Raw genomic sequence first — 20,749 nt, forward strand, 5'->3', positions numbered from 1 at the left:
ACCGGGAGGCTGCGCATGGGAAAGAATCTCGACAAGAACAATCGGCTGGACCTGCGCGTGAGCAACGACGAACGTGAGGTCGCCGTGAACACACTCGGCCTGGCGATGAGCGAGGGCCGCTTGACGTTGGTCGAGTACGAACAACGCCTTTACGCGGCATAGGCGTCGACGACTGGCGGTGACTTGGCCGAGGTCGTTCGCGACTTACCGGCCGTCGAGAAATCGACGGCCATGGACGTCGCCCACACCAGGAGCGAGTGGCGCGAGTATCTGGACGAGTGGCGGTGGTGGTTCGGCGGTGCCGTCGTCATGAACGGAATCTGGGCCGTGCAGTGGATCTCCGACGGCGAGGCGACCTCCTATTGGCCTCTGTGGCCCCTCGGCATCTGGGGCATCATCCTGATCGCGATGGTGTTCATGCCCGAGGACAAGAAAACAGACAAGGACTGATGCCGTCGGGCGAGTGCATTATTACGCCCTGTAGTTGGTGATTTCGCCGAACCTGGGACACTGGAAGTCGTGACTGCTCCTCTCGGCGACGACGCCCCCGTATCCGCTCAACTCTTCGCCCGCGCGAGCGCGGTCATTCCCGGCGGAGTCAACTCGCCGGTACGCGCCTTCGCGTCGGTCGGCGGAACGCCCCGCTTCATCACGCAGGCCAGCGGATACACGATGACCGACGCCGACGGAAAGTCGTACGTCGACCTCATCTCGTCCTGGGGTCCGATGATCCACGGACACGCCCACCCGGCCATCGTCGAGGCCGTCCAGAAGGCAGCCTCGACCGGTCTGTCGTTCGGTGCACCCACTCTCCGCGAAATCGAACTCGCCGAGGAAATCGTGCGTCGCGTCGGCCCCGTCGAGCAGGTTCGTCTTGTGAATTCGGGCACAGAGGCCACCATGAGCGCGGTGCGCCTGGCCCGCGGCTTCACCGGCCGCACCAAGATCGTCAAGTTCTCCGGCTGCTACCACGGCCACGTCGACGCCCTACTGGCCGACGCGGGCTCCGGTCTCGCCACCCTCGGGCTGCCGACCTCCCCCGGCGTCACCGGCGCACAGGCGTCGGACACCATCGTCGTTCCCTACAACGACCTCGCCGCCGTCACCGCAGCCTTCGAGGCCAACCCCGGCCAGATCGCGTGCATCATCACCGAGGCAGCCGCAGGCAACATGGGAGCAATCCCGCCGGTCACCGGCTTCAACGAGGGACTGCGCCGCCTCGCGACCGAGCACGGCGCACTGCTGATCATGGACGAGGTGATGACGGGATTCCGCGTCAGTGCTTCCGGTTGGTACGGCATCGACGGAATCGCAGGCGACCTCTACACCTTCGGCAAGGTCATGTCCGGCGGATTGCCGGCCGCCGCATTCGGCGGTCGAGCGGACGTGATGGCCTACCTCGCGCCCGCCGGACCGGTGTACCAGGCGGGGACGCTCAGCGGTAACCCCGTTGCTGTCGCTGCCGGATTGACGAGCCTGCAACTGGCCGACGCAGCCGTCTACGAGAAGTTGCAGACCAACTCGCAGCGACTCGGAACACTGCTCGGCGATGCCCTCACCGCCGAAGGCGTCACCCATCACGTGCAGTTCGCGGGCACTATGGTGAGTGTGTTCTTCGCCGATGGACCCGTCACCGATTATGCGCAGGCCAAGGCCGCGCAGACGTGGCGATACCCGGCGTTCTTCCACGCCTTCCTCTCCCGCGGCGTGTACCCGCCGCCGAGCGCATTCGAGGCCTGGTTCGTCTCCGCTGCCCTCGACGACCGAGCCTTCGAGATCATCGCCGATGCGGCTCCGGCTGCAGCCAAGGCCGCAGCAGCCGCTGCAGCACCGAACTGACTCCCACCCGACCTAGCGAGAAACAGGACCCCGACGTGACCGAGGCCCCCGCAACACATCCGCACTCGACGACGCGCACCATCGTGCACGTCCTCCGGCACGGCGAGGTGCACAACCCCAAGGGCATCCTGTATGGGCGGTTGCCGGGCTTCAAGCTGTCGGTGACCGGCCAGGCTCAGGCCAAGTCGGTCGCGAACGCGCTCGCCGGCCACGACATCACCCACGTCGTGGCATCGCCGTTGCTGCGCGCGCAGGAGACCGCCGCGCCGATCGCAGCGGCCCACGGCCTGACGATCGCCGAGGACGAGAACCTCATCGAAGCAGGCAACGAGTTCGAGGGACTGCGCGTGGCCGTCGGCGACGGTGCACTGCGCCGACCACGGCACTGGTGGAAGCTGCGCGACCCGTTCACCCCGTCCTGGGGTGAGCCGTACCTGCAGATCGCGCACCGCATGCTCGCCGCCGTCAACGCGGCCCGCGTCGAAGCCGTCGGGCACGAGGCCGTCTGCGTCAGCCACCAGCTCCCGGTGTGGACACTGCGCCGATTCCTGCAGGGCGACCGGCTCTGGCACGACCCGCGGAATCGTCAGTGCGGTCTCGCGTCACTGACCTCGTTGGTCTACGAGGGGGACCAGCTCGTCGACCTCGTCTACTCCGAGCCCGCGGGAGCGTCCGATCCGAGGATCTCCGGTGCGTAGATTTTTCTTCGCCGTCTGTGCAGCGTCTGCGATCGCTCTTGTCGCCGGATGCTCGACCGGCACCGACGCGGTGGCGCAGGGCGGCACCTTCCAGTTCGTCTCACCCGGCGGCAAGACCGACATCTTCTACGAGCCCGACGAGCGCGGCACCATCGGCGAACTGTCCGGGCCGGATCTGATGACCGAGGGCAAGACGACCTCGCTGTCGGACTACGACGGTGACGTCGTCGTTCTCAACGTCTGGGGTCAGTGGTGCGGTCCGTGCCGCGGTGAGGCCGACGACCTCGAAAAGGTTTACGAGGCCACCAAGTCCCTCGGCGTCGAATTCCTCGGCATCAACGTGCGCGACGAGTCGCAGACCGCCGCGCAGGACTTCGTCGTCAGCAACAACGTGAGTTACTCCTCGATCTACGACCCGCCGATGCGCACCCTCAACGCGCTCGGCGGCGTCCCCACCTCGGTCATTCCGACGACCGTCGTGCTCGACCGACAGCATCGCGTCGCCGCGGTATTTCTGCGTGAGCTGCTCGCCGAGGACCTGCAACCCGTAGTCGAACGCGTCGCAGTCGAGGAGCCAGTGCGGCCATGACAGAGACGATGTATCTCGCCGGGATAGGCGCGAGTTTCCAGGAAGCTACGGCCTCCGGGCCGCTGATCCTGGCCCTCGGTGCCTGCGTCCTGGCCGGACTCGTCTCCTTCGCATCACCGTGCGTCGTTCCACTGGTACCGGGTTACCTGTCTTACCTTGCCGGAGTCGTCGGAGCCGACGCGCCGGCCGTGAGTGCCGACGAGGCCTCGGTCAAGACGAAAGTACGCAGCGGCCGGTTGCGCGTGGCCGGAGCGGCGGGACTGTTCGTCCTCGGATTCACCGTCGTGTTCGTCCTCGCCACCGCATCGGTGTTCGGAGCGATCACGGCCCTGGCGATCAACCGCGAACTGCTCATGCGGATCGGCGGCGTCGTCACCATCGCCATGGGCCTGGTGTTCGTCGGACTGATCCCAGCCCTGCAGCGTGACGTGCGCTTCGAGCCGAAGCAAATCGGGTCACTGGCCGGCGCGCCGCTGCTCGGCGGCGTCTTCGCACTCGGATGGACTCCGTGCCTGGGGCCGACGCTTGCAGGCGTCATCTCACTCGCCGCAGGTACCGACGGCACGACGGCAGCGCGCGGCGTCGTCCTGATCGTGGCGTACTGCCTCGGTCTCGGTTTACCGTTCGTGATCCTCGCGTTCGGTTCGGTCAGCGCGCTGCGAGGCGTCGGCTGGCTACGTACACATGCACGACAGATACAGGTGTTCGGCGGAATCATGTTGATAGCAGTAGGAATTGCACTGGTCACCGGTGCCTGGGATCAGTTCGTCGGCTGGGTGCGCGACGCCTTCGTCTCCGATGTGGTGTTGCCGATATGACCGCCGACCTCGAAGAGCGCACCGGGGCCCCGCACAAGCAGTCGCTGCTGGGTAGGGGAGTGGCTCTGGTCCGCAACACCTGGCGCGGCCTGACCAGCATGCGAACCGCGCTGGTGCTGCTGTTCCTGCTGGCCTTCGCCGCGGTGCCCGGTGCCCTGGTGCCGCAGCGCAGCCTCAACGCGGGCAAGGTAGACGAGTACATCGCCAACCGCCCGACCCTCGGCCCGATCATGGACAAGCTCGAACTGTTCGACGTGTTCGGCAGCTTCTGGTTCACCGCGATCTACGCGCTGCTGTTCATCTCGCTGATCGGCTGCATCCTGCCGCGCTGCATCGAGCACGCGAAGCAATTGCGCACCAAGCCGGTTCGCGCTCCTCGCAACCTGTCCCGCCTGCCGCACCACAGCCGCTACGACGTCGACGGAACGCCGGAGGAGGTCGTCGCACAGGTGCGCACCCAGTTGCGCGGCTGGCGCGTCGCCCAGCGAACCGAGGACGGCGGAGCAGTGACTCTGTCGGCGGAGAAGGGCTACGTCCGTGAACTCGGAAACCTCGTCTTCCACCTCTCGCTTGTCGGACTGCTCGCCGCCATCGCCATGGGCAAGCTGCTCGGGTACGAGGGCAACCGCATCGTCATCGCCGACGACGGACCCGGCTTCTGCACCTCGACCCCGGCCAACTACGACTCGTTCCGCGCAGGCAATCTCGTCGACGGCACCGACCTCGAACCACTGTGCGTGCGAGTCAAGGACTTCAAGGCCGACTACCTCGACACCGGCCAGGCCGAGATGTTCACCTCCAACATCGAGTACCAGGCAGGCCAGGACCTCACCGAGAACGTCTGGCGCGATGACCAACTGCAGGTCAACCACCCGTTGCGCGTCGCAGGAGACCGCGTCTACCTGCAGGGCCACGGCTACGCACCCACCTTCACCGTGACGTTCCCGAACGGCGAAACCCGCACCGACACCATCCAATGGCAGCCGACGGACGCGACGACCTTCCTCTCCAGCGGAGTGCTGCGCGTCGACCCGCCCGGCGGTTTGTATCCCGACGCACTGGACCGGCGCAAGAACCAGATCGCCATCGAGGGGCTGTTCGCGCCGACGGCGTCGTTCCACGGCAGCCTGCTGTCGTCGAGCTTCCCCGCCATGAACGACCCCGCCGTCGCCATCGACATCTACAAGGGCGACACCGGACTCGACACCGGTCTGCCGCAGTCCATCTTTTCGCTCGACCAGGAAATGATCGCCCAGGGCCGCCTCGTCAAACAGGACCGCGTCAACCTGATGCCGGGAGAATCCGCGACCCTCAGCGACGGCACCGTCGTCACGTTCGACGGCGCGAAGGAATTCGTCAACCTTCAGGTCTCGCACGACCCCGCCCAGACCTGGGTGCTCGTCTTCGCACTGACGATGATGGGCGGACTGCTCGTCTCACTGGTGATCAAGCGTCGCAGAATCTGGGTCCGACTCACCGCCGACGCTCAGGCACGACGTACTGTAGTAGACCTCGGCGGACTTGCACGCACCGATCAGGCGGGGTGGGGCGAAGAGTTCGACCGCCTGTGCACCCGCCTGCTCGGCGACACCTCGAAACAGGAGAACTGACCGATGCCGATCAACGAGACCCTCTCGCAGTACAGCGACTGGTCCTTCGAATCAGCGTTCACCGTCTACGTGCTCGCATTCGTCCTGCTCATCGCCCAGTACGCCTCCGCCAAGGCGACGGCCGTGCAGGCGAAGGAACTCGTCGGTGCCGGCGGCCCGGCCGTCGACACCCGACCCGGACGTGTCGCCGAAGCCCCGAAGCGACCGCTCTCCGATCGACTCGCAGGCATGGGCTTCGCGTTGCTCGCCCCGGCCCTCGCACTGCACATCGCCTCGGTGGTGCTCCGCGGCTTCGCCACCCACCGCTTCCCGCTCGGCAACATGTACGAGTTCGTCACCATGGCCACGGCAGCTGCTGCCCTCACCTCGGTGATCGTGCTGCGCAAGAAGACGATGCGCCCGATGCTCGTGTTCGTCCTCGCACCGATCATCGTGCTGATGTTCTTCGCCGCCACCAAGCTCTACGCCGACGCCGCACCGGTAGTCCCCGCGCTGCGCTCGTACTGGCTGCCCATCCACGTCAGCATCGTCAGCGTCGGAAGCGGCATCCTGCTGGTATCCGGCGTCGCCTCCCTGCTGTTCCTGCTGCGCATCAAGCAGCCCCTGGGAGAGGAAAGCGTTGGGTTCTGGGGCAAATTCGCCTCCAAGCTGCCCGACGCCCAAGCCCTCGACCGACTCGCCTACAAGACGACCATCGTCGCCTTCCCGCTCTTCGGAGCAGGCGTCATCCTCGGCGCAATCTGGGCCGAAGCCGCATGGGGACGTTTCTGGGGCTGGGACCCCAAAGAGACGATGTCGTTCATCACCTGGATCATCTACGCCGCCTACCTGCACGCTCGCGCCACCTCCGGCTGGCGCAACACCCGCGCAGCCTGGATCAACATCGCCGGATTCACCGCCATGCTCTTCAACCTCTTCATCATCAACATGGTGGTCTCGGGACTGCACAGCTACGCGGGACTGAACTGATCTTCGGTCCTTCCACAAGCTCCACGCTGGATCTTCGGGTCGTTCCGCAGGCTCCACTCCTGCCTTCCAGCTGGTAGCGTCCGATCCGGCTCGATGGGGGACACATCCGAGCTCGGATCTTCGATGTGGGACGCGAACTGGGGGGAATCGGTCATGGCCGATCGGCACGAGAACAACTGGCAACCCGTCCGGCCACTGGACGACGACGTGCCGGAAGAACACGTAGCTCCGCCCACGGGATCCGAGCCGGTCGTTGTCGCAGCGGCGACGGAGGCCACACCCGCACAGCCGCGGGAGCCCTTCCGATCGACCCCCATCACCATGCCGCCCGAAAGCATGGACAACCCGCCCGCGGCGAAGCCAGAGGCCGCGCCCACACCACCGCCGGTTCCTGCACCGCGCGCTGCCCAACGGGGGGACGGGTCTGGACCTGTAGGAGGTGAAGGCAACGATGCCGTGGTCGCTGCGACCCCGGCCGAGGTGGACAAGACCACAACGGCAACTCCGACGACATCCGTCGAACCGCCGAAGACACCCGTGGCGTCGACTGTGAAACCAACTCCTTCACACGCGCCGCCCGAAGCGAGGCCGATCCCGAGCCCGCCCGTCGCGTCGGGACCGCCCCCGCCTCAGAACCACTGGGCTCCGCAGAATCTCGGTGGGCCGCAGAATCAAGCTGGGCCGCAGAACCACTGGGCTCCGCAGAACCAAGGTGGCCCGCATGGGCAGTTGGCGCCGGAGGGCCAATGGAATCCCCAGAATCAGTGGAATGCCCAGAATCAATGGGGGCCTCAGCCCGGTCAGTGGCCCGGGCCGCAGCATCAGAATCAGCCGCATCAGAATCAGCAGCATCCGAGTCAGCCTCAGCAGCTTCCGCAAGGCCCGGGCGACGCGCTGGTGTTTGCGCCGGGAGCGGTACCGGCCGTGGACCCGAGTCGGTCGGGTGAGCAGCCGGTCCCGCAGCCGGTGTCCTCGCTCGATCTCGGCAGTTCGTTGCTGGTCCGATCAGGGAATGCGCCGCCGGTGGCAGGGTGGCGTCGGGCGCTGTATCTGATGTCGGGCGGTCGTGTGGATGTCGGTAACAGTGCCGCCCAGCAGCGACGTCTGGCTTTGACCGCGCAGGTGGATCGGCCTCTCGTCGGGTGCCATCGCGTCGCAGTGCTGTCGCTGAAGGGGGGTGTCGGCAAGACCACGACGACGGCCACGCTCGGCTCGACGTTCGCCGAGATTCGAGGTGATCGGGTAATCGCGATCGATGCCAACCCCGATCGTGGAACGCTGGGGCAGAAGGTGCCGCCCGAGACAACCGCCACCGTTCGTAATCTGTTGCGCGACATGCAGTCTCTGGATCGCTACAGCGACGTCAGGGCCTACACGTCGCAGAATGTGCATCGACTGGAGGTGTTGGCATCCGATTCGGATCCGGCGGCCTCGGAGGCATTCAGCGGTGAGGATTACGACCGCGCGCTGTCGCTGTTGGAGAAGTTCTACAGCATCGTGATCACGGACTGCGGCACCGGTCTGATGCACTCGGCCATGGAAAGCATTCTCAAGGGAGCCGACACTCTGGTGGTGGTCAGCTCGGGCTCGGTGGATGGCGTGCGGAGCGCGTCGGCAACCTTGGATTGGCTCGATGCGCACGGCTACCGCGAGCTGGTCGCCACATCGGTTGCGGTGGTCAACGGGGTTCGGCCGAGAGCCGGAAAAGTCGACCTGCAGAAAGTTGTCGAACACTTCGAGCAGCGGTGCGCTCGGGTGCGGACGATCCCGTTCGACCCGCATCTCGAGGAGGGGGCGGAAATCGAACTCGATCGTCTTCGTGGACGCACGCGAAAGGCACTGTTGGAAGTCGCGGCGGCGGTAGCGGCAGGATTCCCTGACGCGACCGCCGGTGCCCACCGCAACTGAGAGCTACCGGACCCTATTCGCTGGGTTCGGTGCCGGCCTCGGTCCCGTCTTTCCCTCCGCGGCGAGCTTCACGATTGATTCGCCACAGAAAATCGGGATCGTCATCGGGTCCCACAGTGCGGGTGGGTGGAGCCTGCGTGCTGGGTCCGAATGCCTTCCAGAACAGCACGATCACTGCCACCAAACCGATCAACGCCAATAGATAAATCACGACGCACCTCCTACTGCGAGGGTAGCCGTGATGCAACCACCTCCGCACCCGTCGAGCGTGGAAGATTCCTGAGAATGTTCGATGAGTTCGTACGGGTGCATTTACCGCGGGTGGATCGCTCTTCGGGATCGCGAATCAGTGGTGTGCGCCGGCTTCTGTCGTCAGAGAGGTCAGCAACTGCATGACCTCGGTCTCGCGGAATCGACGGTGCCCGCCCGGAGTGCGGAGCGATCCGAGGCGGCCGGCGTGTGCCCAGCGTGTCACTGTCTTGGGGTCGACGTGAAAAAGCGCGGCTACCTGACCCGGTGTGAGAAGTGAGTCCTGCGCCTTGTGAAATGTGGGTGCGCTCATCTGTCGTGTCCTCCTACGATGCGGTTCGGCGCATATGCGCCGAACCGGAGATATCGGTCTGCTGCGTTCGACCCCCATGGTTGCACTCGAACCCCTAGGTACTCGACTGATACAAGGTTGGTAAAGGGGAGGTAATGGACAAATCGGTCATGGCGGGGGTGGGTTGGAGTGCCTGCCGAGCCCGGTAGATTGGGACCCGTGAGCGACGCGACGAATGCCGAGAACAACGATCCCACCAGCGACAATGCCGCGCCAGATAGGTCGGCGAAGAAGTCCCTCGCCGTCAACCTCGGTGTCTACACCTTCGCGCGACTGGCGCTCGTCATCCTGATCGCGGCCGTCATCGTCGGCGTCGGTTTACTCTTCGGCGTCGAGGTCCCGGTACTCGTGGCCGCGATTTTCTCGGTGCTGATCTCGCTACCGCTGTCACTGCTGCTGTTCAAGAACATGCGCATCCGCGTCAACGAGTCCATCGCAGCTGTCGACGAGGACAGGCGTACCGCCCGCGCGGACCTGCAGTCGAAGCTGCGCGGTGAAGACGGAAAGAAATGACCAGGTCGGTCGATCACTCGGGATCACGGGCATGGGTCGACAATGCGGTCCGGTTGATCGAGGCCGATTCCCAGCGCAGCGCCGACACGCACTTGTTGCGATACCCGCTGCCCGCAGCCTGGGGAATCTCGCTGTACCTCAAAGACGAGTCGACGCACATCACCGGCAGCCTGAAGCATCGGCTGGCTCGGTCGCTCTTTCTGTACGCAATCTGCAACGGCTGGGTCACCGAACGCACCACGGTGATCGAGGCCTCGTCGGGCTCCACCGCAGTCAGTGAAGCGTATTTCGCCGGACTACTCGGACTGAAATTCGTCGCCGTGATGCCACGGAGCACCAGCCCGGCCAAGGTCGCACTCATCGAGTCCCACGGCGGGAGGTGTCACTTCGTCGATCAGCCCGGCGAGATGTACACCGAAGCGCATCGACTCGCGGCCGAGCCCGACAGTCACTACATGGACCAGTTCACGCACGCTGAACGAGCCACCGACTGGCGCGGAAACAACAACATCGCCGAGTCCATCTTCGACCAACTACGGCTGGAGGAATGCCCCATTCCCGACTGGGTGGTCGTCGGTGCGGGGACCGGCGGAACCAGCGCCACCATTGGCCGCTACATCCGATATCGCAGGCACGCAACACAATTGGCAGTGGTGGACCCCGAGAATTCAGCGTTCATCGGCGGCTACGAGTCCGGAGACGCGGGCTACGAGACAGGACTGTCGTCCCGGATCGAGGGCATCGGCCGACCGCGCGTGGAACCCTCGTTCGTCGGCCAGGTGATCGATCGAATGATCGCAGTGCCCGACGCCGCCTCCGTGGCCGCCGCACGGTTCACCTCGGACGCACTCGGCAAACGAGTGGGCGGATCGACGGGCACCAACATCTGGGGTGCCTTCGGATTGATCGCGGAAATGATCGCCGCAGGCCGCATAGGGAGCGTGGTGACACTGCTGTGCGACGGCGGAGATCGGTATTCGCAGACCTACTTCGACGACACCTGGGTCTCGAACCAGGGAATGGATCTCGACGAACCGACCGCAGCGCTGGAACAGTTCATTCGTACCGGGGTGCTCTGAAGCGGCTTACTTGCTCACCGCCATCGATGCCGCTGCAGTTGCAGCGGACACCGCAGCGACCGCCGGCCAGGCACCGATCTTCTTGGCCAGCGCGTGCGAGGCACCGAACGCGACGAGATAGGTCCCGAGCAAGGCCCCGGCACGGACCGAACCCGAGGATTTCTGCCAGCGGGTCGTGCATGCCACCCCGGCGGCTGCGAGCACCGCTCCGCCGAGCTGGCGATTGCGTTGACTGCCGGGCAACGACGAAGCCGCCGAGCAGACCGCCGGCAGCGAGCGCGGACGTGGCAAGCGAGCGACGAGTGTCGTTGGTGGGCATGATCATCACCCTAATCGCGCCTGCGCCCGCAGGCTCCTCGCCAGGTGGTCACGTTGCTCGATCACCAAGCGCCGCAGGGCAGCCGGTGCCCACTCGTGCTCGACGAGCCAGCTGTCCGCGGCCTCAGTCGACGACTGCTGCGGGAACAGGCGGACGACGATTCGCCTGGCGATCTCGATGCTGCGCGAGGTCCACAACGAAGAGATGGACTCGAAGTACAGATTGTCGTAAGGCTGCGTCAGGTCCGGTCGGTGCCCGGCCCCGAAGCCGGTGATGAAGGCGTCGAGAACATCGTTGGACGCGTCGTCGCGCTCGGTGATGGCCGTCCACGCCCTCGCCTTCACCTCGGCATCGGGTATCGCCGTCGACGCCGCGGTATGTGAGGTACGTCCCGACGACGTGTCGTCGGAGGCCAGCTCGGCGTCGAGCTCGGCCGAGGTCGCGTTCCCGGTTGCGGCCAGGGCCAGCCAGAACGACCAGCGCTGATCGGGATCGAGACGTAGACCTGGCACCGTCGCCGCGCCGTCGAGAAGTGCGCGCAGGTCGGCTGCGCGGGAACCGTCGAGTTGGGCCGCGGCCGCGGTGGCACGCGCCCACACCAGCTGGGTATCGCTCCCTGGCTCGCTCGCGTGCAGTTGCGTCCACGACGCCTCGAGCCACTGCCGGGTTGGTTCGCCCCGTCGGTCCTCCGGGAGGTAGTGCTCGAGGGCGTACGCCACATTGGCTGTGACCGCTGACAGTAGGCCGATCTTGGGCTCGTGGGGTGCGAATCTGGTTGCGATGTCGGTGTATTCGAGGGCAGTCATCTCGGCGTCGCGGGTGGAGTTCCACAGCGCTGACCACACCAGGCCCCGGGCGAGGGGATCGACGATGCGATCGAGGTGGTTCCGCACGGTGGTAGTCGAGCGCTCGTCGAATCGGATCTTGGCATACGTCAGGTCGTCGTCGTTGAGCAGTACCAGCGCGGCATCGGGAAAGTCGACCGGCGTTCGAGCATCGGTGATGTCGAGTTCTCGGCGGTGGGTTCTCGTCAGATTCCCCGCCTCGTCGAGATCGTAGAGCCCGACGGCAATTCGGTGAGGCCGCGGATCTGTCTGCTCGACGGCATCGCCGGTGTAGCTGAGCGTGGAGACGCCGGTGGTCTGCAGCCATGCTGCAGCCCAGGTGTCGAGTTCGCGTCCGCTCGCAGTGGACATCTCGCTCAGCAGATCCGTCAGTGTGGTGTTCCCGAAAGCATGGGTGCGGAAGTAGTTGCGGGACGCTGCGAAGAAGGCATCTGCACCCACGAACGCCCCGAGTTGCTTGAGGACGCTCGCCCCCTTGGCGTAGGTGATGCCGTCGAAGTTGAGCTTGGCGGCCTCGAGGTCGGTGATGTCGGCGACGATCGGGTGCGTGGTCGGGAGCTGGTCCTGCAGGTACGCCCACGCTTTTCGTCGATTGGCGAAGCTGACCCAGGCATCGGTGAATCGGGTCGCCTCGGCCGACGCAAACGCACCCATGAAGTCCGCGAAGGATTCCTTGAGCCACAGGTCATCCCACCACTGCATCGTGACGAGGTCGCCGAACCACATGTGCGCCATCTCGTGCAGAATCGTGTTGGCGCGGGCCTCGTACTGGGCTTCGGTTGCCGCAGAACGGAATACATACGATTCGGTGAACGTGACGAGGCCGGGATTCTCCATCGCGCCGAGGTTGTATTCGGGCACGAAGATCTGGTCGTACTTTCCGAACGGGTACGGGTAGTCGAACTTGTCGTGAAAGAAGTCCAGGCCCCGCTTCGTGATCTCGAAGATGTCCTCGGCATCGAAGTATTCGGAGAGCGACGCCCGGCAGTACGCGCCGAGGGGGACGGTGAGTTCGCCTCGCGTCCAGGACGATTGGACGCGATGATACGGACCGGCCGCAACTGCGGTGATGTAGGTCGATATCGGCAGGGTCGGCGCGAAGGTGGTGACCGTGTCGGCGGTGACTCCCTCACGGTTCGACAGCACGGTCCACGTCGGTGGAGCCGTGACCGTCAGGGTGAACGGGGCTTTGAGGTCCGGTTGCTCGAAGTTCGCGAACACCCGGCGTGCATCGGCCGGTTCGTACTGCGTGTAGAGATAGACGTTGTGGTCGACGGGATCGACGAACCGATGCAGTCCCTCACCCGACCGGCTGTACCGTCCCCGCGCGCGAATGCGGACGATGTTGTGCTCGGCGAGCCCGACGAGTTGAATCCGTGAGCCGTCGTAATCGACCGCCGCGTCGATGCCGTTGACGGTGACTTCGTCGACTGCTGCACCGATGAAATCCACCCATGTCGCAGCCGTGGTCGCGTCGAATTCGATGGTTGTCACGGTCTCGAAGGTGTCGAGATCCGCGTCCTTTGCGCGCAGAAGATCCAGGTGAACGCGATAGTTCACCCCGCCGATGTGGCGCGATCGCCTGCGAGTCTCGGTCCGGGTCAGATTCGCGGTGCTCACCGAACCAACCCTATGCGATTCGTTTTCACAGGGTCGGCGCAGTGAAGTAGTGGCGTCCGAGTGGGTCGACGATGTGCAGCACCCCTTCCGGTAGTAGTTCGGTGCGCCAGAGTTTGCGCGTTTTGAGGTTGTGGTGGAGTCGGCAGCGCGGGCCGATGTTCGTCGGGATCGTCCAGCCCCCTCGCTCCGGATTCTGCCGATCGAACTCGACGATGTGGTCGAGGTCGCACCGGTCCGAAGGCACGTCGCATCCAGGATGCAGGCAGTACGGATGGTCGGCGCGAATCTGCGTCGCGAGTGCCCTACTCGGCTTGTACGACAGTGCCCCCGGGGGCGGAACCGTCATGCCTCCGTGTCCGTCCGGGTGGAGCGCGTGCACGGCGAGGGGATTGCTCTCGACGATGGTCCGCCAACGCTCGATCAGCGTCCCTCCTCCCGGTCTCGATCGCGGTGCGTCGTCGGGTGGCGCGGTGTCCTCGGGTGGTGTTGCGTCCGGTGGCAGTTGCCTGATCGGCCGCACCGGCCCCTGCGGCGCGGATTCCGAACTCGCGGTGGAAGTCTCGGTCGCGCCGGGTGGCTGCGGCTCCGCGGTCTCGGGAATCGCGACGTCACCGCGGGAGGTCAGGCACGTCGAGCACTCGCACACCAGTGTCTCGCCACGCATCAGTGCTGTCTGTGCGTCGCCCCGTCGTTGATCGTCCGAACGTGGATCCTCGGGGTGCAAGCGGGTGACTTCGGCATCGATTCGCGAAAGCTGTTCGTCTGCTTCGCCGTCGGTCATCACCGTGGTGAGGCTCGACAGCCCTCGTGCTCGTCGACGAACCCGGATGCGCTTCTCCGTGCGCGCGGCACGCTTGCGTACTGCGCGGTCCCACTCGGCATCGGCCTCGATGAGCAGTCGGTCGATCTCGCGCCCCAGGGTGCCCGGCGCCATTTCTCCGGCAGCTTTGAGAACCTCGGCTTCGATGGCGACGACTGTTTCCGGACGCGCATGAAGCAGATGGTCGTGGATCGTTTTGACCCGATCTTTGTCGAGTGAGCCGTTGATGAAACTGCTCCGTACGAGGGGACGCAGCTGCCGCCACATCTGAAGCTTGTTGTGAATGGCGGCGAAGGTGGACGACATTGCCGCAGCCAGCTCGCAGATCGCCGAGCTGTAGAGATCCTTTTCGGTCACTCCTGTGTCCCACGGCGAGGCGCATGCCGTTCGGCCGTGAACGTAGTCGTCCATGAGCGCCAGTTCCGATGCGGCAGCGGCGTTGCTCGTCCGGCGCGCACCGAGAACGTCGGCGAGTGCAGAGTGATCGTCAGCCATCCACGTCGACTCGCGTAACCCCATGTCACCCCCCAGCGACTAATGGTCGAACACGCATTCGACCCGTTGCCGAGAAGTGTAGAACCGGCCTCCGACAAGTTCTGATTCCGAGACACTCAGCGTGAGCGAACAGCCACGGCGACATCGAGAGCCAGCAGGTGATGATTGATGTCGATCGCAGCCCGAGAGCCTGCTGCCGCCGAATTGATCAACTGTGCCGGCGAATCCGAGACGTTGCCCGCTGCCCACAGGCCGTCCACGCTGGTGCGGCCGGTCGGGTCGGTTGCCACCCATCCGTTCTCCAGTCGCGCGCAACCGATCCGGGTGAGCAGACCGTCGTTGGGGACGAATGTCGGGCCGACGAAGACGACAGCTCTGGGAACGACGCTGCCGTCGGTGAGTTCGACGCCGGCGACGATGCCGTCTTCCGTGACGAGCCGAGAGACGGGGACGTCCACGATTCCGACGGATCGGGCGTCGAGTCCGATCCGTTCGTCTTCGGTCAGTTCGATCCCGTTGGTGAAGAAGATGACGTCCGACGACCATTGGCGAATCAGCGAGGCCTGATGGACGGTGAACGGTCGATTCGAGCCGCCGATCACGGCAATGGGTTGGTCTTGCACCTCGTAGCCGTGGCAATACGGGCAATGCAAGACCCCTGAGCCCCAGTGCTCGCGTACGCCCGCAATGTCGGGCAGTTCGTCGCGGAGACCTGTGGCCACCAACATCGACCTCGAATCCAGGACCGATCCACTCTCGAGGTGCACTGCGAAACCGTCCTCGATGCGAGTAACGCTGCCCTGCACAATCTCGCCGCCGTATCGGATGACCTCGTCGCGGCCGACCTCGCGTAGTTCGTGCGGCGATGCGCCATCGCGCGACAGAAAGCCGTGAACATGATCGGCAGGCGCATTGCGTGGACGCCCGGCGTCGACCAGGATCACCCGTCTCCGTGCGCGAGCCAACAGTGTTGCGGCACTGAGTCCGGCGTGGCCGCCGCCTATCACCACTGTGTCGTACGTCAAGATGCCTCCTCGGGAACGGGTCGATGCGATGGACTAGGCTGCGAACGTAGCAGAACTGTCAACTGGTTAACAATATTGGTGGTGACGATGACCGATGCTTCGCTTCGTGAGCTGACCTGCGTACGGTGGGCCGAGTCCAACCCAGGCCTCGACGCCTCGCCGATGCAGGTGGTTGCCCAGATCAAGCGCATCGTCGCGCTCCTCGAGTTGGCCGTCGAACCGATCTATGCCGAGGCCGGCGTCACGGTCGCAGAGGTCGAACTGATGGTGCCGCTGCGCTACGGCACCGAACCTGTGACGGCAGTTCGATTGGCCGAACTGCTCGGCATGACTCGCGCCGGAGTCAGCAAGGCATTGGGGAAGCTCGAACGCCGCGGTTTTCTCGAACGCGTGCAGAATGCCGAGGATCGGAGGTCTGCGTCGATCACGTTGACCGATGCGGGCAAAGATGTTGTGGACGAGGTCTTTCCACGCGAGCTTGCGGCTCACGGCCGATTGTTCGACGCATTGGGCGCGCGACGGGAGCGAGTCCTCGAAGCCCTGGACGTTCTGGCCGAGTCGATGGAGGACGGTGTGTCCTCGCAGTGACAACTCCATCGAGCTGCAACGCCGCTACGCTCGGCGTCACGTGCAGGGCAACCCCGGAGGCGGCACAGTGAACACCTTCCAGAGATCGGCAGCAGCGTTCAACAAGGTTTTCGTGGTCGTCATGAAGGCACCGGTGCTCGACAGAGTGCTGGGACGGTCGATGGGAATCCTGACCTATACCGGCCGAAAATCCGGCAAGGAGTTCTCACTGCCAGTGGCCTACAAGCGAACGGGCAATCACGTGAAAGTTGCTGTGGCCGTGCCGGACAAGAAGAACTGGTGGCGAAACTTCGAGAGCGACGGCGGTCGGGTCGATGTCGATCTCGGCGGCGTCCATCACTCCGGCCTTGCCATGGCGACTCGTGACGATCGTGGGCGAGTGACTGTCGACATCGACTTGGATCGCTGAGTCTACGAAAAGGCCAATCAGAGTTCTCGGTCGTGTCGATTGTCAGATCGCCGTTGCTCTCGCGCAGAAGGGCTCTCAGAGATTCGATACCGGTGCTCCGATCGATGAGGGGCGGGTGGGCGATCGGGTTGCTCACGTGCACTACCAGATTCGCATCGTCTTCCGAGAGTTCGACGGTGATCGGGCGACCGGGGGAGTACTTGCTCGCGTTCGTGAGTGCTTCCTGCAGGAGGCGAAGCAGGATGGTGTGCGCTGCTTCGGGCAGGTCGGCCATGTCGATCGTGTTCGTCACGTCGACGTCCACACGAGACTCTCGGGCGCGTCGGATCAACGATTCGACGCAGTCGCGACGAGGGAGACCCGGTGCAGATCCCACGCGCAGTGACTCCACCGAATCGCCCAACCGTTCCACAGCACGGGCGAGTTGCCTGCGCGCGGCACCCACCGATTCCTGTTCTCGATGCCATTTCTCCGGTCGCAGTTGTGGACCGCGCTGTCAACTAGCGTTGACAACCGATCGCTGTCAACCTACATTGACATCATGACCGAAGCCACTGCACTTGCAGCCGCAGCCGCCAGTCCCGATCCGGGGGAGGGGCTACGTGCGGTCGCGGCCCTCCGTCGATTGCTCGAGCGGCTCGAGGCCGTTCAGGTTCGCAATGCCAGAAATCAGGGGTGGTCTTGGCAGGCAATAGCCGATTCGCTAGGAGTCAGTAGGCAGGCAGTCCACAAGAAGCACGGCGGAAACGGAAGGTAAGCAACATGTTCGAGCGATTCACCAAATCTGCCAGAGCTGTCGTCGTCGGCGCTCAGGGGCAGGCACGGGCGCTGCATTCGACGCGGATCGAGCCCACTCACTTGTTCGTTGGTGCCCTCGAGTACGCCGAGGAGCCGTTGAAGAGTGCGCTGGCCGAGGCGGGATTGACCCTGGACGGTGCACTCGCGGACGCCCGGTTCCGCGACGCGCGTGCACTGAAGTCTCTCGGAATCGATTTGGACACCGTCGTGTCGACGATCGACTCCACGCTCGGTCCCGGTGCGCTCGAGGGGGTACAGGGCGGCGGATCATCGCACCTGCCCTTCGCCGCGTCGGCAAAGGAAGTGTTGAAGCTGACTTTGAAGGAGGCCGTCGAACGACGGGACCGTGAGATAGGCGTCGAGCATGTTCTTCTCGGTCTGGTTCGCGGTGCCGATCCGGGGTTCACCGAACTGGTGCAGCAGCATTGTTCGCTCGAGCACTTGCGGTCGACGCTTTCGCTCTCCCGGACGTCGTAGCCCCGAGCGCTTTCGAACCCTACGATGGCGCCATGAACTTTGTGATTCGGCTCGTGATCAATGCCGTTGCCATCTGGGTTGCCAAAGAATTCGTGGACGGCATCACTGTTACCAGCTCGGGACGCGGCGATGGGTGGGACATCGTCGTGCTGCTCGGTATCGCGGCCGTGTTGACGGTCGTCAATGCGTTCATCAAGCCGATGGTGAAGCTGCTGTCGCTGCCGTTGCTGATTCTGACTCTCGGGCTGTTCACTCTCGTGATCAACGCGTTGATGCTGTTGTTGACGGGTTGGCTGTCGTCGCAGACCGGCTACGGCCTCGAGATCGTCGGGTTCGCCGCCGCGTTCTGGGGCGCGATCATCATCTCGATCGTGAACTTCCTGTTGGGCGCGTTCGTTCCCGACAAGCGTTAGGCGAAGGCCAACGCCACGCCGGTGCTCGCGCCCCAGACGAGCATTGCCAGACCTGAATCGCGCAGTGCCGGAATCAGCTCGAATCCGTGAGCTCCCTTGCGCACCGGGGAATTCGCGCGAGCGGCGAGGGGAAGCGCGAGCAGGCCGACCAGTGCCCACGGGGTGCGAGCGATCAGAACGACGGTCATCGCGAACGGCACCACCAGTAGCGCGAGATGCAGGTAGCGAGTGCGGGTGTCTCCCAATCGCACTGCGAGCGTGAGCTTTCCGGACTCGGTGTCGGTGGGGATATCGCGAAGGTTGTTGGCAACCAGGACTGCACTCGAGAACGATCCGACAGCCACCGCTGCCAACACTCCCGCCCAATCGATCTGTTCGGACTGCACGAACTGGGTGCCGAGAACCGCAACGAGACCGAAGAACACGAATACGGCGATCTCGCCGAAACCACTGTAGCCGTACGGCTTCGAGCCGCCGGTGTAATACCAGGCACCGGCGATGCAGACGAGTCCGACGATGACCAGCCACCACGCGCTGGTCGCGGCCAGGACCAGTCCGGCCACTGCGCCTACTGCGAAGCAACCGACGGCGGCCTTCTTGACGGCCCCGGCGGACGCGGCCTTCGAGCCGACCAGTCTCAGGGGCCCGACTCGATCGTCGTCGGTGCCGCGGATTCCGTCGGAGTAGTCGTTGGCGAAATTGACACCGATGATGAGGGCCAACGACACGATCAACGCCAGCAGCGCCTTCCACCACACTCCTCCATCCAGCGACACGGCCGCACCGGTGCCGACGAGGACGGGGGCGATCGCATTCGGGAGTGTGCGCGGTCGCGCACCTTCGATCCATTGCGCTGTGGTGGCCATGAGCGACGATCTTTCCGTATCTGTCCGACGGGTGAGAACGCGGCCGGTCAGAACGGCAGGCGCGGCAATACCGGCAACGGGATGACGGGCATCTGGACACCAGGAATCTGTGGCAGGGGCACCGTAGGGACAGGTGGAGGTGCCGGCGGGTAGTAGTGCGGCTGCTGGTACTGCACGTAGGGCGCTGCATCGGCGGCAGCAGGCGGAGGTGCGGTGGTGGTCGGTGGGGGAGGTGGGATGTCGGGGAGCGGTGACGATGTGGCCGTCGTGGTGCTGGTGTCGGCAGGCGTGGTGGTGTGCGGAACCGACTCACCGACGCTGGCGGGGGTGCTCAGCGGTTGACTCTCGTCGCTGGATCCGAGTGCGGTGAACAGTCCGATGGCGGCGATGACGCCTGCGATCGGTAGCGCGATCATGCCCAGGCGCGCCAGGGCGGGACGGTGCGAGACGACGGGCGGCACGTGGGTCGCATCGACATGAGTGGCGTGCACCGCGGCACCACCGGCGACGACCAGCTCGGGCCTGTCCGGGACGATGACCGGCAGCTGCAGGAAGCGTTCGAGGGTGGCCCGGACCAACGGAACGTTGGACGTGCCGCCGATGGCGACGACTGCGTCGGGATAGAACTCGGCTTCGAGGCCGAGTCGGCGCACTGTCTCGGCGGCCTCCTCGGTGGAGCGCGCAATGGACAACTCGAAGATGTGCCGCTCGAGCAGGATGTGCTCGCCATCGGGTGTGCTGGTGGTCAGGTGCGAGGACAGTGCTTCCTTGATTCCACGGCAGAAGGCCGTCAGCGCACTGTCTTCGTCCGGAGATTGGGGCGGACGCACTATGCCGAGTCCGAGTATGTGTTCACGGACCACTGCGTCGAAGGAGGCACCGCTCACGGCGGTGGACCGCGCCGAACCGTAGGAGCGGCCGGATTCGACGTCCACGATGTCGACGTCGACTCCGGTCTCGCCCGCGTCGAACAGCGCGATCGTTCGGTGGTGGGAAGGGAGCCCTGGGCGCAGGTACTCCATTGCCGCGCCGGTCTTGTCGATGAGGTGGACGTCGGAGACGTACTCCTCGGCCAGCGCGTCGGCGATCTCGGTGCGTTCCTCGGGGGTGCGATAGGCGACGCCGAGTGATTGGGGCGCGTCCGGACTGTCGACGATGCCGCGGACGACGCGCGCGACGTCGGATGCGGTGGGGGAGAGCTGCCAGTCGTCGAACTGGGTGCCGTCGGTCCATGCGCCGTCTTCGGTGGTCCGCGCCGTACGAATGCCGCACGTGCCCAGGGACACACCCACTGACGAACGCATCGCTTCTCCGGCCTCTCCATTTCGGTGACGGTGTTCGGGTCTGAAGAACTCGCCCTCATGACAGGCGACGTGAACACTGTACCGTCTCGCGGTTTGGTTAGAGGCTCGAAACAATCCGAAGGTCAGGTCGATGGGGTCCCATCATC

General features: G+C 64.8%; 23 protein-coding genes and 1 pseudogene. 16 read left to right on the plus strand and 8 right to left on the minus strand.

The annotated features are described in order from the left end of the window. Positions 1–15 precede the first annotated feature (15 nt). From R4P57_RS08685 to R4P57_RS08725, 9 genes are all read left to right on the plus strand, one after another. Positions 16–162 (plus strand): DUF1707 domain-containing protein, encoded by a 147-nt coding sequence (locus R4P57_RS08685; RefSeq protein ID WP_317802450.1) that lies wholly within the window; start codon positions 16–18, stop codon positions 160–162. Positions 163–183: 21 nt separating this feature from the next. Further along, entirely contained in the window at positions 184–450 is a 267-nt protein-coding gene (locus R4P57_RS08690) for a hypothetical protein (RefSeq protein WP_317802452.1), read from the plus strand. Between the two features lie 69 nt (positions 451–519). Beyond that, positions 520–1,839 (plus strand): glutamate-1-semialdehyde 2,1-aminomutase, encoded by a 1,320-nt coding sequence (gene hemL, locus R4P57_RS08695; RefSeq protein WP_317802453.1) that lies wholly within the window; start codon positions 520–522, stop codon positions 1,837–1,839. A gap of 35 nt (positions 1,840–1,874) precedes the next feature. After that, positions 1,875–2,537 carry a histidine phosphatase family protein gene (locus R4P57_RS08700; RefSeq protein WP_317802454.1) on the plus strand — a complete coding sequence of 221 codons (663 nt, stop codon included), beginning with the start codon at positions 1,875–1,877 and terminating at the stop codon, positions 2,535–2,537. Beyond that, entirely contained in the window at positions 2,530–3,126 is a 597-nt protein-coding gene (locus tag R4P57_RS08705; RefSeq protein ID WP_317802455.1) for a TlpA disulfide reductase family protein, read from the plus strand. The genes R4P57_RS08700 and R4P57_RS08705 overlap by 8 nt, the downstream gene beginning before the upstream one ends. Beyond that, positions 3,123–3,944 (plus strand): cytochrome c biogenesis CcdA family protein, encoded by an 822-nt coding sequence (locus R4P57_RS08710; protein ID WP_317802456.1) that lies wholly within the window; start codon positions 3,123–3,125, stop codon positions 3,942–3,944. The genes R4P57_RS08705 and R4P57_RS08710 overlap by 4 nt, the downstream gene beginning before the upstream one ends. Beyond that, positions 3,941–5,554 (plus strand): cytochrome c biogenesis protein ResB, encoded by a 1,614-nt coding sequence (locus tag R4P57_RS08715; protein ID WP_317802457.1) that lies wholly within the window; start codon positions 3,941–3,943, stop codon positions 5,552–5,554. The genes R4P57_RS08710 and R4P57_RS08715 overlap by 4 nt, the downstream gene beginning before the upstream one ends. Before the next feature lie 3 nt (positions 5,555–5,557). Continuing rightward, positions 5,558–6,523, plus strand: coding sequence for a c-type cytochrome biogenesis protein CcsB (ccsB, locus tag R4P57_RS08720; RefSeq protein WP_317802458.1), 966 nt, complete (start codon positions 5,558–5,560; stop codon positions 6,521–6,523). An 894-nt stretch (positions 6,524–7,417) separates the two neighbouring features. Then, positions 7,418–8,431: a MinD/ParA family protein gene (locus R4P57_RS08725; RefSeq protein WP_411742343.1), complete on the plus strand. Its 1,014-nt coding sequence runs from the start codon at positions 7,418–7,420 to the stop codon at positions 8,429–8,431. Positions 8,432–8,444: 13 nt separating this feature from the next. Here the strand turns inward: R4P57_RS08725 and R4P57_RS08730 are convergent, their stop codons facing one another. Beyond that, positions 8,445–8,642 carry a hypothetical protein gene (locus R4P57_RS08730; protein WP_032393904.1) on the minus strand — a complete coding sequence of 66 codons (198 nt, stop codon included), beginning with the start codon at positions 8,640–8,642 and terminating at the stop codon, positions 8,445–8,447. Between the two features lie 135 nt (positions 8,643–8,777). Continuing rightward, positions 8,778–8,993 (minus strand): BldC family transcriptional regulator, encoded by a 216-nt coding sequence (locus tag R4P57_RS08735; RefSeq protein WP_037187021.1) that lies wholly within the window; start codon positions 8,991–8,993, stop codon positions 8,778–8,780. Positions 8,994–9,191: 198 nt separating this feature from the next. Between R4P57_RS08735 and R4P57_RS08740 the strand changes: the two genes are divergently transcribed. Together R4P57_RS08740 and R4P57_RS08745 are read left to right on the plus strand one after the other, a co-directional pair. Next, positions 9,192–9,545 carry a DUF4229 domain-containing protein gene (locus R4P57_RS08740; RefSeq protein ID WP_317802459.1) on the plus strand — a complete coding sequence of 118 codons (354 nt, stop codon included), beginning with the start codon at positions 9,192–9,194 and terminating at the stop codon, positions 9,543–9,545. Then, a complete protein-coding gene (locus R4P57_RS08745; protein WP_317802460.1) occupies positions 9,542–10,624 on the plus strand; it encodes a PLP-dependent cysteine synthase family protein in 1,083 nt (360 codons plus the stop codon). Before R4P57_RS08740 ends, R4P57_RS08745 begins: the two co-directional genes overlap by 4 nt. Before the next feature lie 6 nt (positions 10,625–10,630). Here R4P57_RS08745 and R4P57_RS08750 read toward each other — a convergent pair. From R4P57_RS08750 to R4P57_RS08765, 4 genes and pseudogenes are all read right to left on the minus strand, one after another. Next, a pseudogene (locus R4P57_RS08750) lies at positions 10,631–10,943 on the minus strand (hypothetical protein). A gap of 5 nt (positions 10,944–10,948) precedes the next feature. Next, positions 10,949–13,408: an aminopeptidase N gene (gene pepN, locus R4P57_RS08755; RefSeq protein ID WP_317802461.1), complete on the minus strand. Its 2,460-nt coding sequence runs from the start codon at positions 13,406–13,408 to the stop codon at positions 10,949–10,951. A 25-nt stretch (positions 13,409–13,433) separates the two neighbouring features. Next, positions 13,434–14,723 carry an HNH endonuclease signature motif containing protein gene (locus R4P57_RS08760; protein ID WP_317802462.1) on the minus strand — a complete coding sequence of 430 codons (1,290 nt, stop codon included), beginning with the start codon at positions 14,721–14,723 and terminating at the stop codon, positions 13,434–13,436. Between the two features lie 116 nt (positions 14,724–14,839). Continuing rightward, positions 14,840–15,748: an NAD(P)/FAD-dependent oxidoreductase gene (locus tag R4P57_RS08765; RefSeq protein ID WP_317802463.1), complete on the minus strand. Its 909-nt coding sequence runs from the start codon at positions 15,746–15,748 to the stop codon at positions 14,840–14,842. 87 nt (positions 15,749–15,835) lie between these two features. On the opposite strand from R4P57_RS08765, the gene R4P57_RS08770 reads away from it, so the two are divergent. The 5 genes from R4P57_RS08770 (at position 15,836) to R4P57_RS08790 (ending at position 18,433) form a co-directional block, all read left to right on the plus strand. Beyond that, a complete protein-coding gene (locus R4P57_RS08770) occupies positions 15,836–16,336 on the plus strand; it encodes a MarR family winged helix-turn-helix transcriptional regulator (RefSeq protein WP_317802464.1) in 501 nt (166 codons plus the stop codon). Beyond that, positions 16,320–16,745 (plus strand): nitroreductase/quinone reductase family protein, encoded by a 426-nt coding sequence (locus R4P57_RS08775; protein WP_317802465.1) that lies wholly within the window; start codon positions 16,320–16,322, stop codon positions 16,743–16,745. Before R4P57_RS08770 ends, R4P57_RS08775 begins: the two co-directional genes overlap by 17 nt. Positions 16,746–17,286: 541 nt before the next feature. Next, positions 17,287–17,502 carry a helix-turn-helix domain-containing protein gene (locus R4P57_RS08780; protein ID WP_317802466.1) on the plus strand — a complete coding sequence of 72 codons (216 nt, stop codon included), beginning with the start codon at positions 17,287–17,289 and terminating at the stop codon, positions 17,500–17,502. Positions 17,503–17,507: 5 nt separating this feature from the next. Continuing rightward, positions 17,508–18,020 carry a Clp protease N-terminal domain-containing protein gene (locus tag R4P57_RS08785; RefSeq protein WP_317802467.1) on the plus strand — a complete coding sequence of 171 codons (513 nt, stop codon included), beginning with the start codon at positions 17,508–17,510 and terminating at the stop codon, positions 18,018–18,020. Positions 18,021–18,052: 32 nt separating this feature from the next. After that, positions 18,053–18,433 (plus strand): phage holin family protein, encoded by a 381-nt coding sequence (locus tag R4P57_RS08790; RefSeq protein ID WP_317802468.1) that lies wholly within the window; start codon positions 18,053–18,055, stop codon positions 18,431–18,433. Here R4P57_RS08790 and R4P57_RS08795 read toward each other — a convergent pair. Together R4P57_RS08795 and R4P57_RS08800 are read right to left on the minus strand one after the other, a co-directional pair. Continuing rightward, positions 18,430–19,299, minus strand: coding sequence for a 1,4-dihydroxy-2-naphthoate polyprenyltransferase (locus tag R4P57_RS08795; RefSeq protein WP_317802469.1), 870 nt, complete (start codon positions 19,297–19,299; stop codon positions 18,430–18,432). The genes R4P57_RS08790 and R4P57_RS08795 overlap by 4 nt on opposite strands. Positions 19,300–19,346: 47 nt before the next feature. Continuing rightward, entirely contained in the window at positions 19,347–20,603 is a 1,257-nt protein-coding gene (locus R4P57_RS08800; protein ID WP_317802470.1) for an Hsp70 family protein, read from the minus strand. Positions 20,604–20,749: the final 146 nt, after the last annotated feature.

It is taken from the genome of Rhodococcus sp. IEGM 1330, from assembly GCF_033142445.1.
Classification (GTDB): domain Bacteria; phylum Actinomycetota; class Actinomycetes; order Mycobacteriales; family Mycobacteriaceae; genus Rhodococcoides.

Coding starts and splice junctions, on each gene's coding strand:
- R4P57_RS08685 (WP_317802450.1), top strand. CDS start 16: ATGGGAAAGAATCTCGACAAGAACAATCGGCTGGACCTGCGCGTGAGC.
- R4P57_RS08710 (WP_317802456.1), top strand. CDS start 3,123: ATGACAGAGACGATGTATCTCGCCGGGATAGGCGCGAGTTTCCAGGAA.
- R4P57_RS08715 (WP_317802457.1), top strand. CDS start 3,941: ATGACCGCCGACCTCGAAGAGCGCACCGGGGCCCCGCACAAGCAGTCG.
- ccsB (WP_317802458.1), top strand. CDS start 5,558: ATGCCGATCAACGAGACCCTCTCGCAGTACAGCGACTGGTCCTTCGAA.
- R4P57_RS08735 (WP_037187021.1), bottom strand. CDS start 8,993: ATGAGCGCACCCACATTTCACAAGGCGCAGGACTCACTTCTCACACCG.
- R4P57_RS08745 (WP_317802460.1), top strand. CDS start 9,542: ATGACCAGGTCGGTCGATCACTCGGGATCACGGGCATGGGTCGACAAT.
- R4P57_RS08760 (WP_317802462.1), bottom strand. CDS start 14,723: ATGGCTGACGATCACTCTGCACTCGCCGACGTTCTCGGTGCGCGCCGG.
- R4P57_RS08770 (WP_317802464.1), top strand. CDS start 15,836: ATGACCGATGCTTCGCTTCGTGAGCTGACCTGCGTACGGTGGGCCGAG.
- R4P57_RS08780 (WP_317802466.1), top strand. CDS start 17,287: ATGACCGAAGCCACTGCACTTGCAGCCGCAGCCGCCAGTCCCGATCCG.
- R4P57_RS08785 (WP_317802467.1), top strand. CDS start 17,508: ATGTTCGAGCGATTCACCAAATCTGCCAGAGCTGTCGTCGTCGGCGCT.
- R4P57_RS08790 (WP_317802468.1), top strand. CDS start 18,053: ATGAACTTTGTGATTCGGCTCGTGATCAATGCCGTTGCCATCTGGGTT.
- R4P57_RS08795 (WP_317802469.1), bottom strand. CDS start 19,299: ATGGCCACCACAGCGCAATGGATCGAAGGTGCGCGACCGCGCACACTC.
- R4P57_RS08800 (WP_317802470.1), bottom strand. CDS start 20,603: ATGCGTTCGTCAGTGGGTGTGTCCCTGGGCACGTGCGGCATTCGTACG.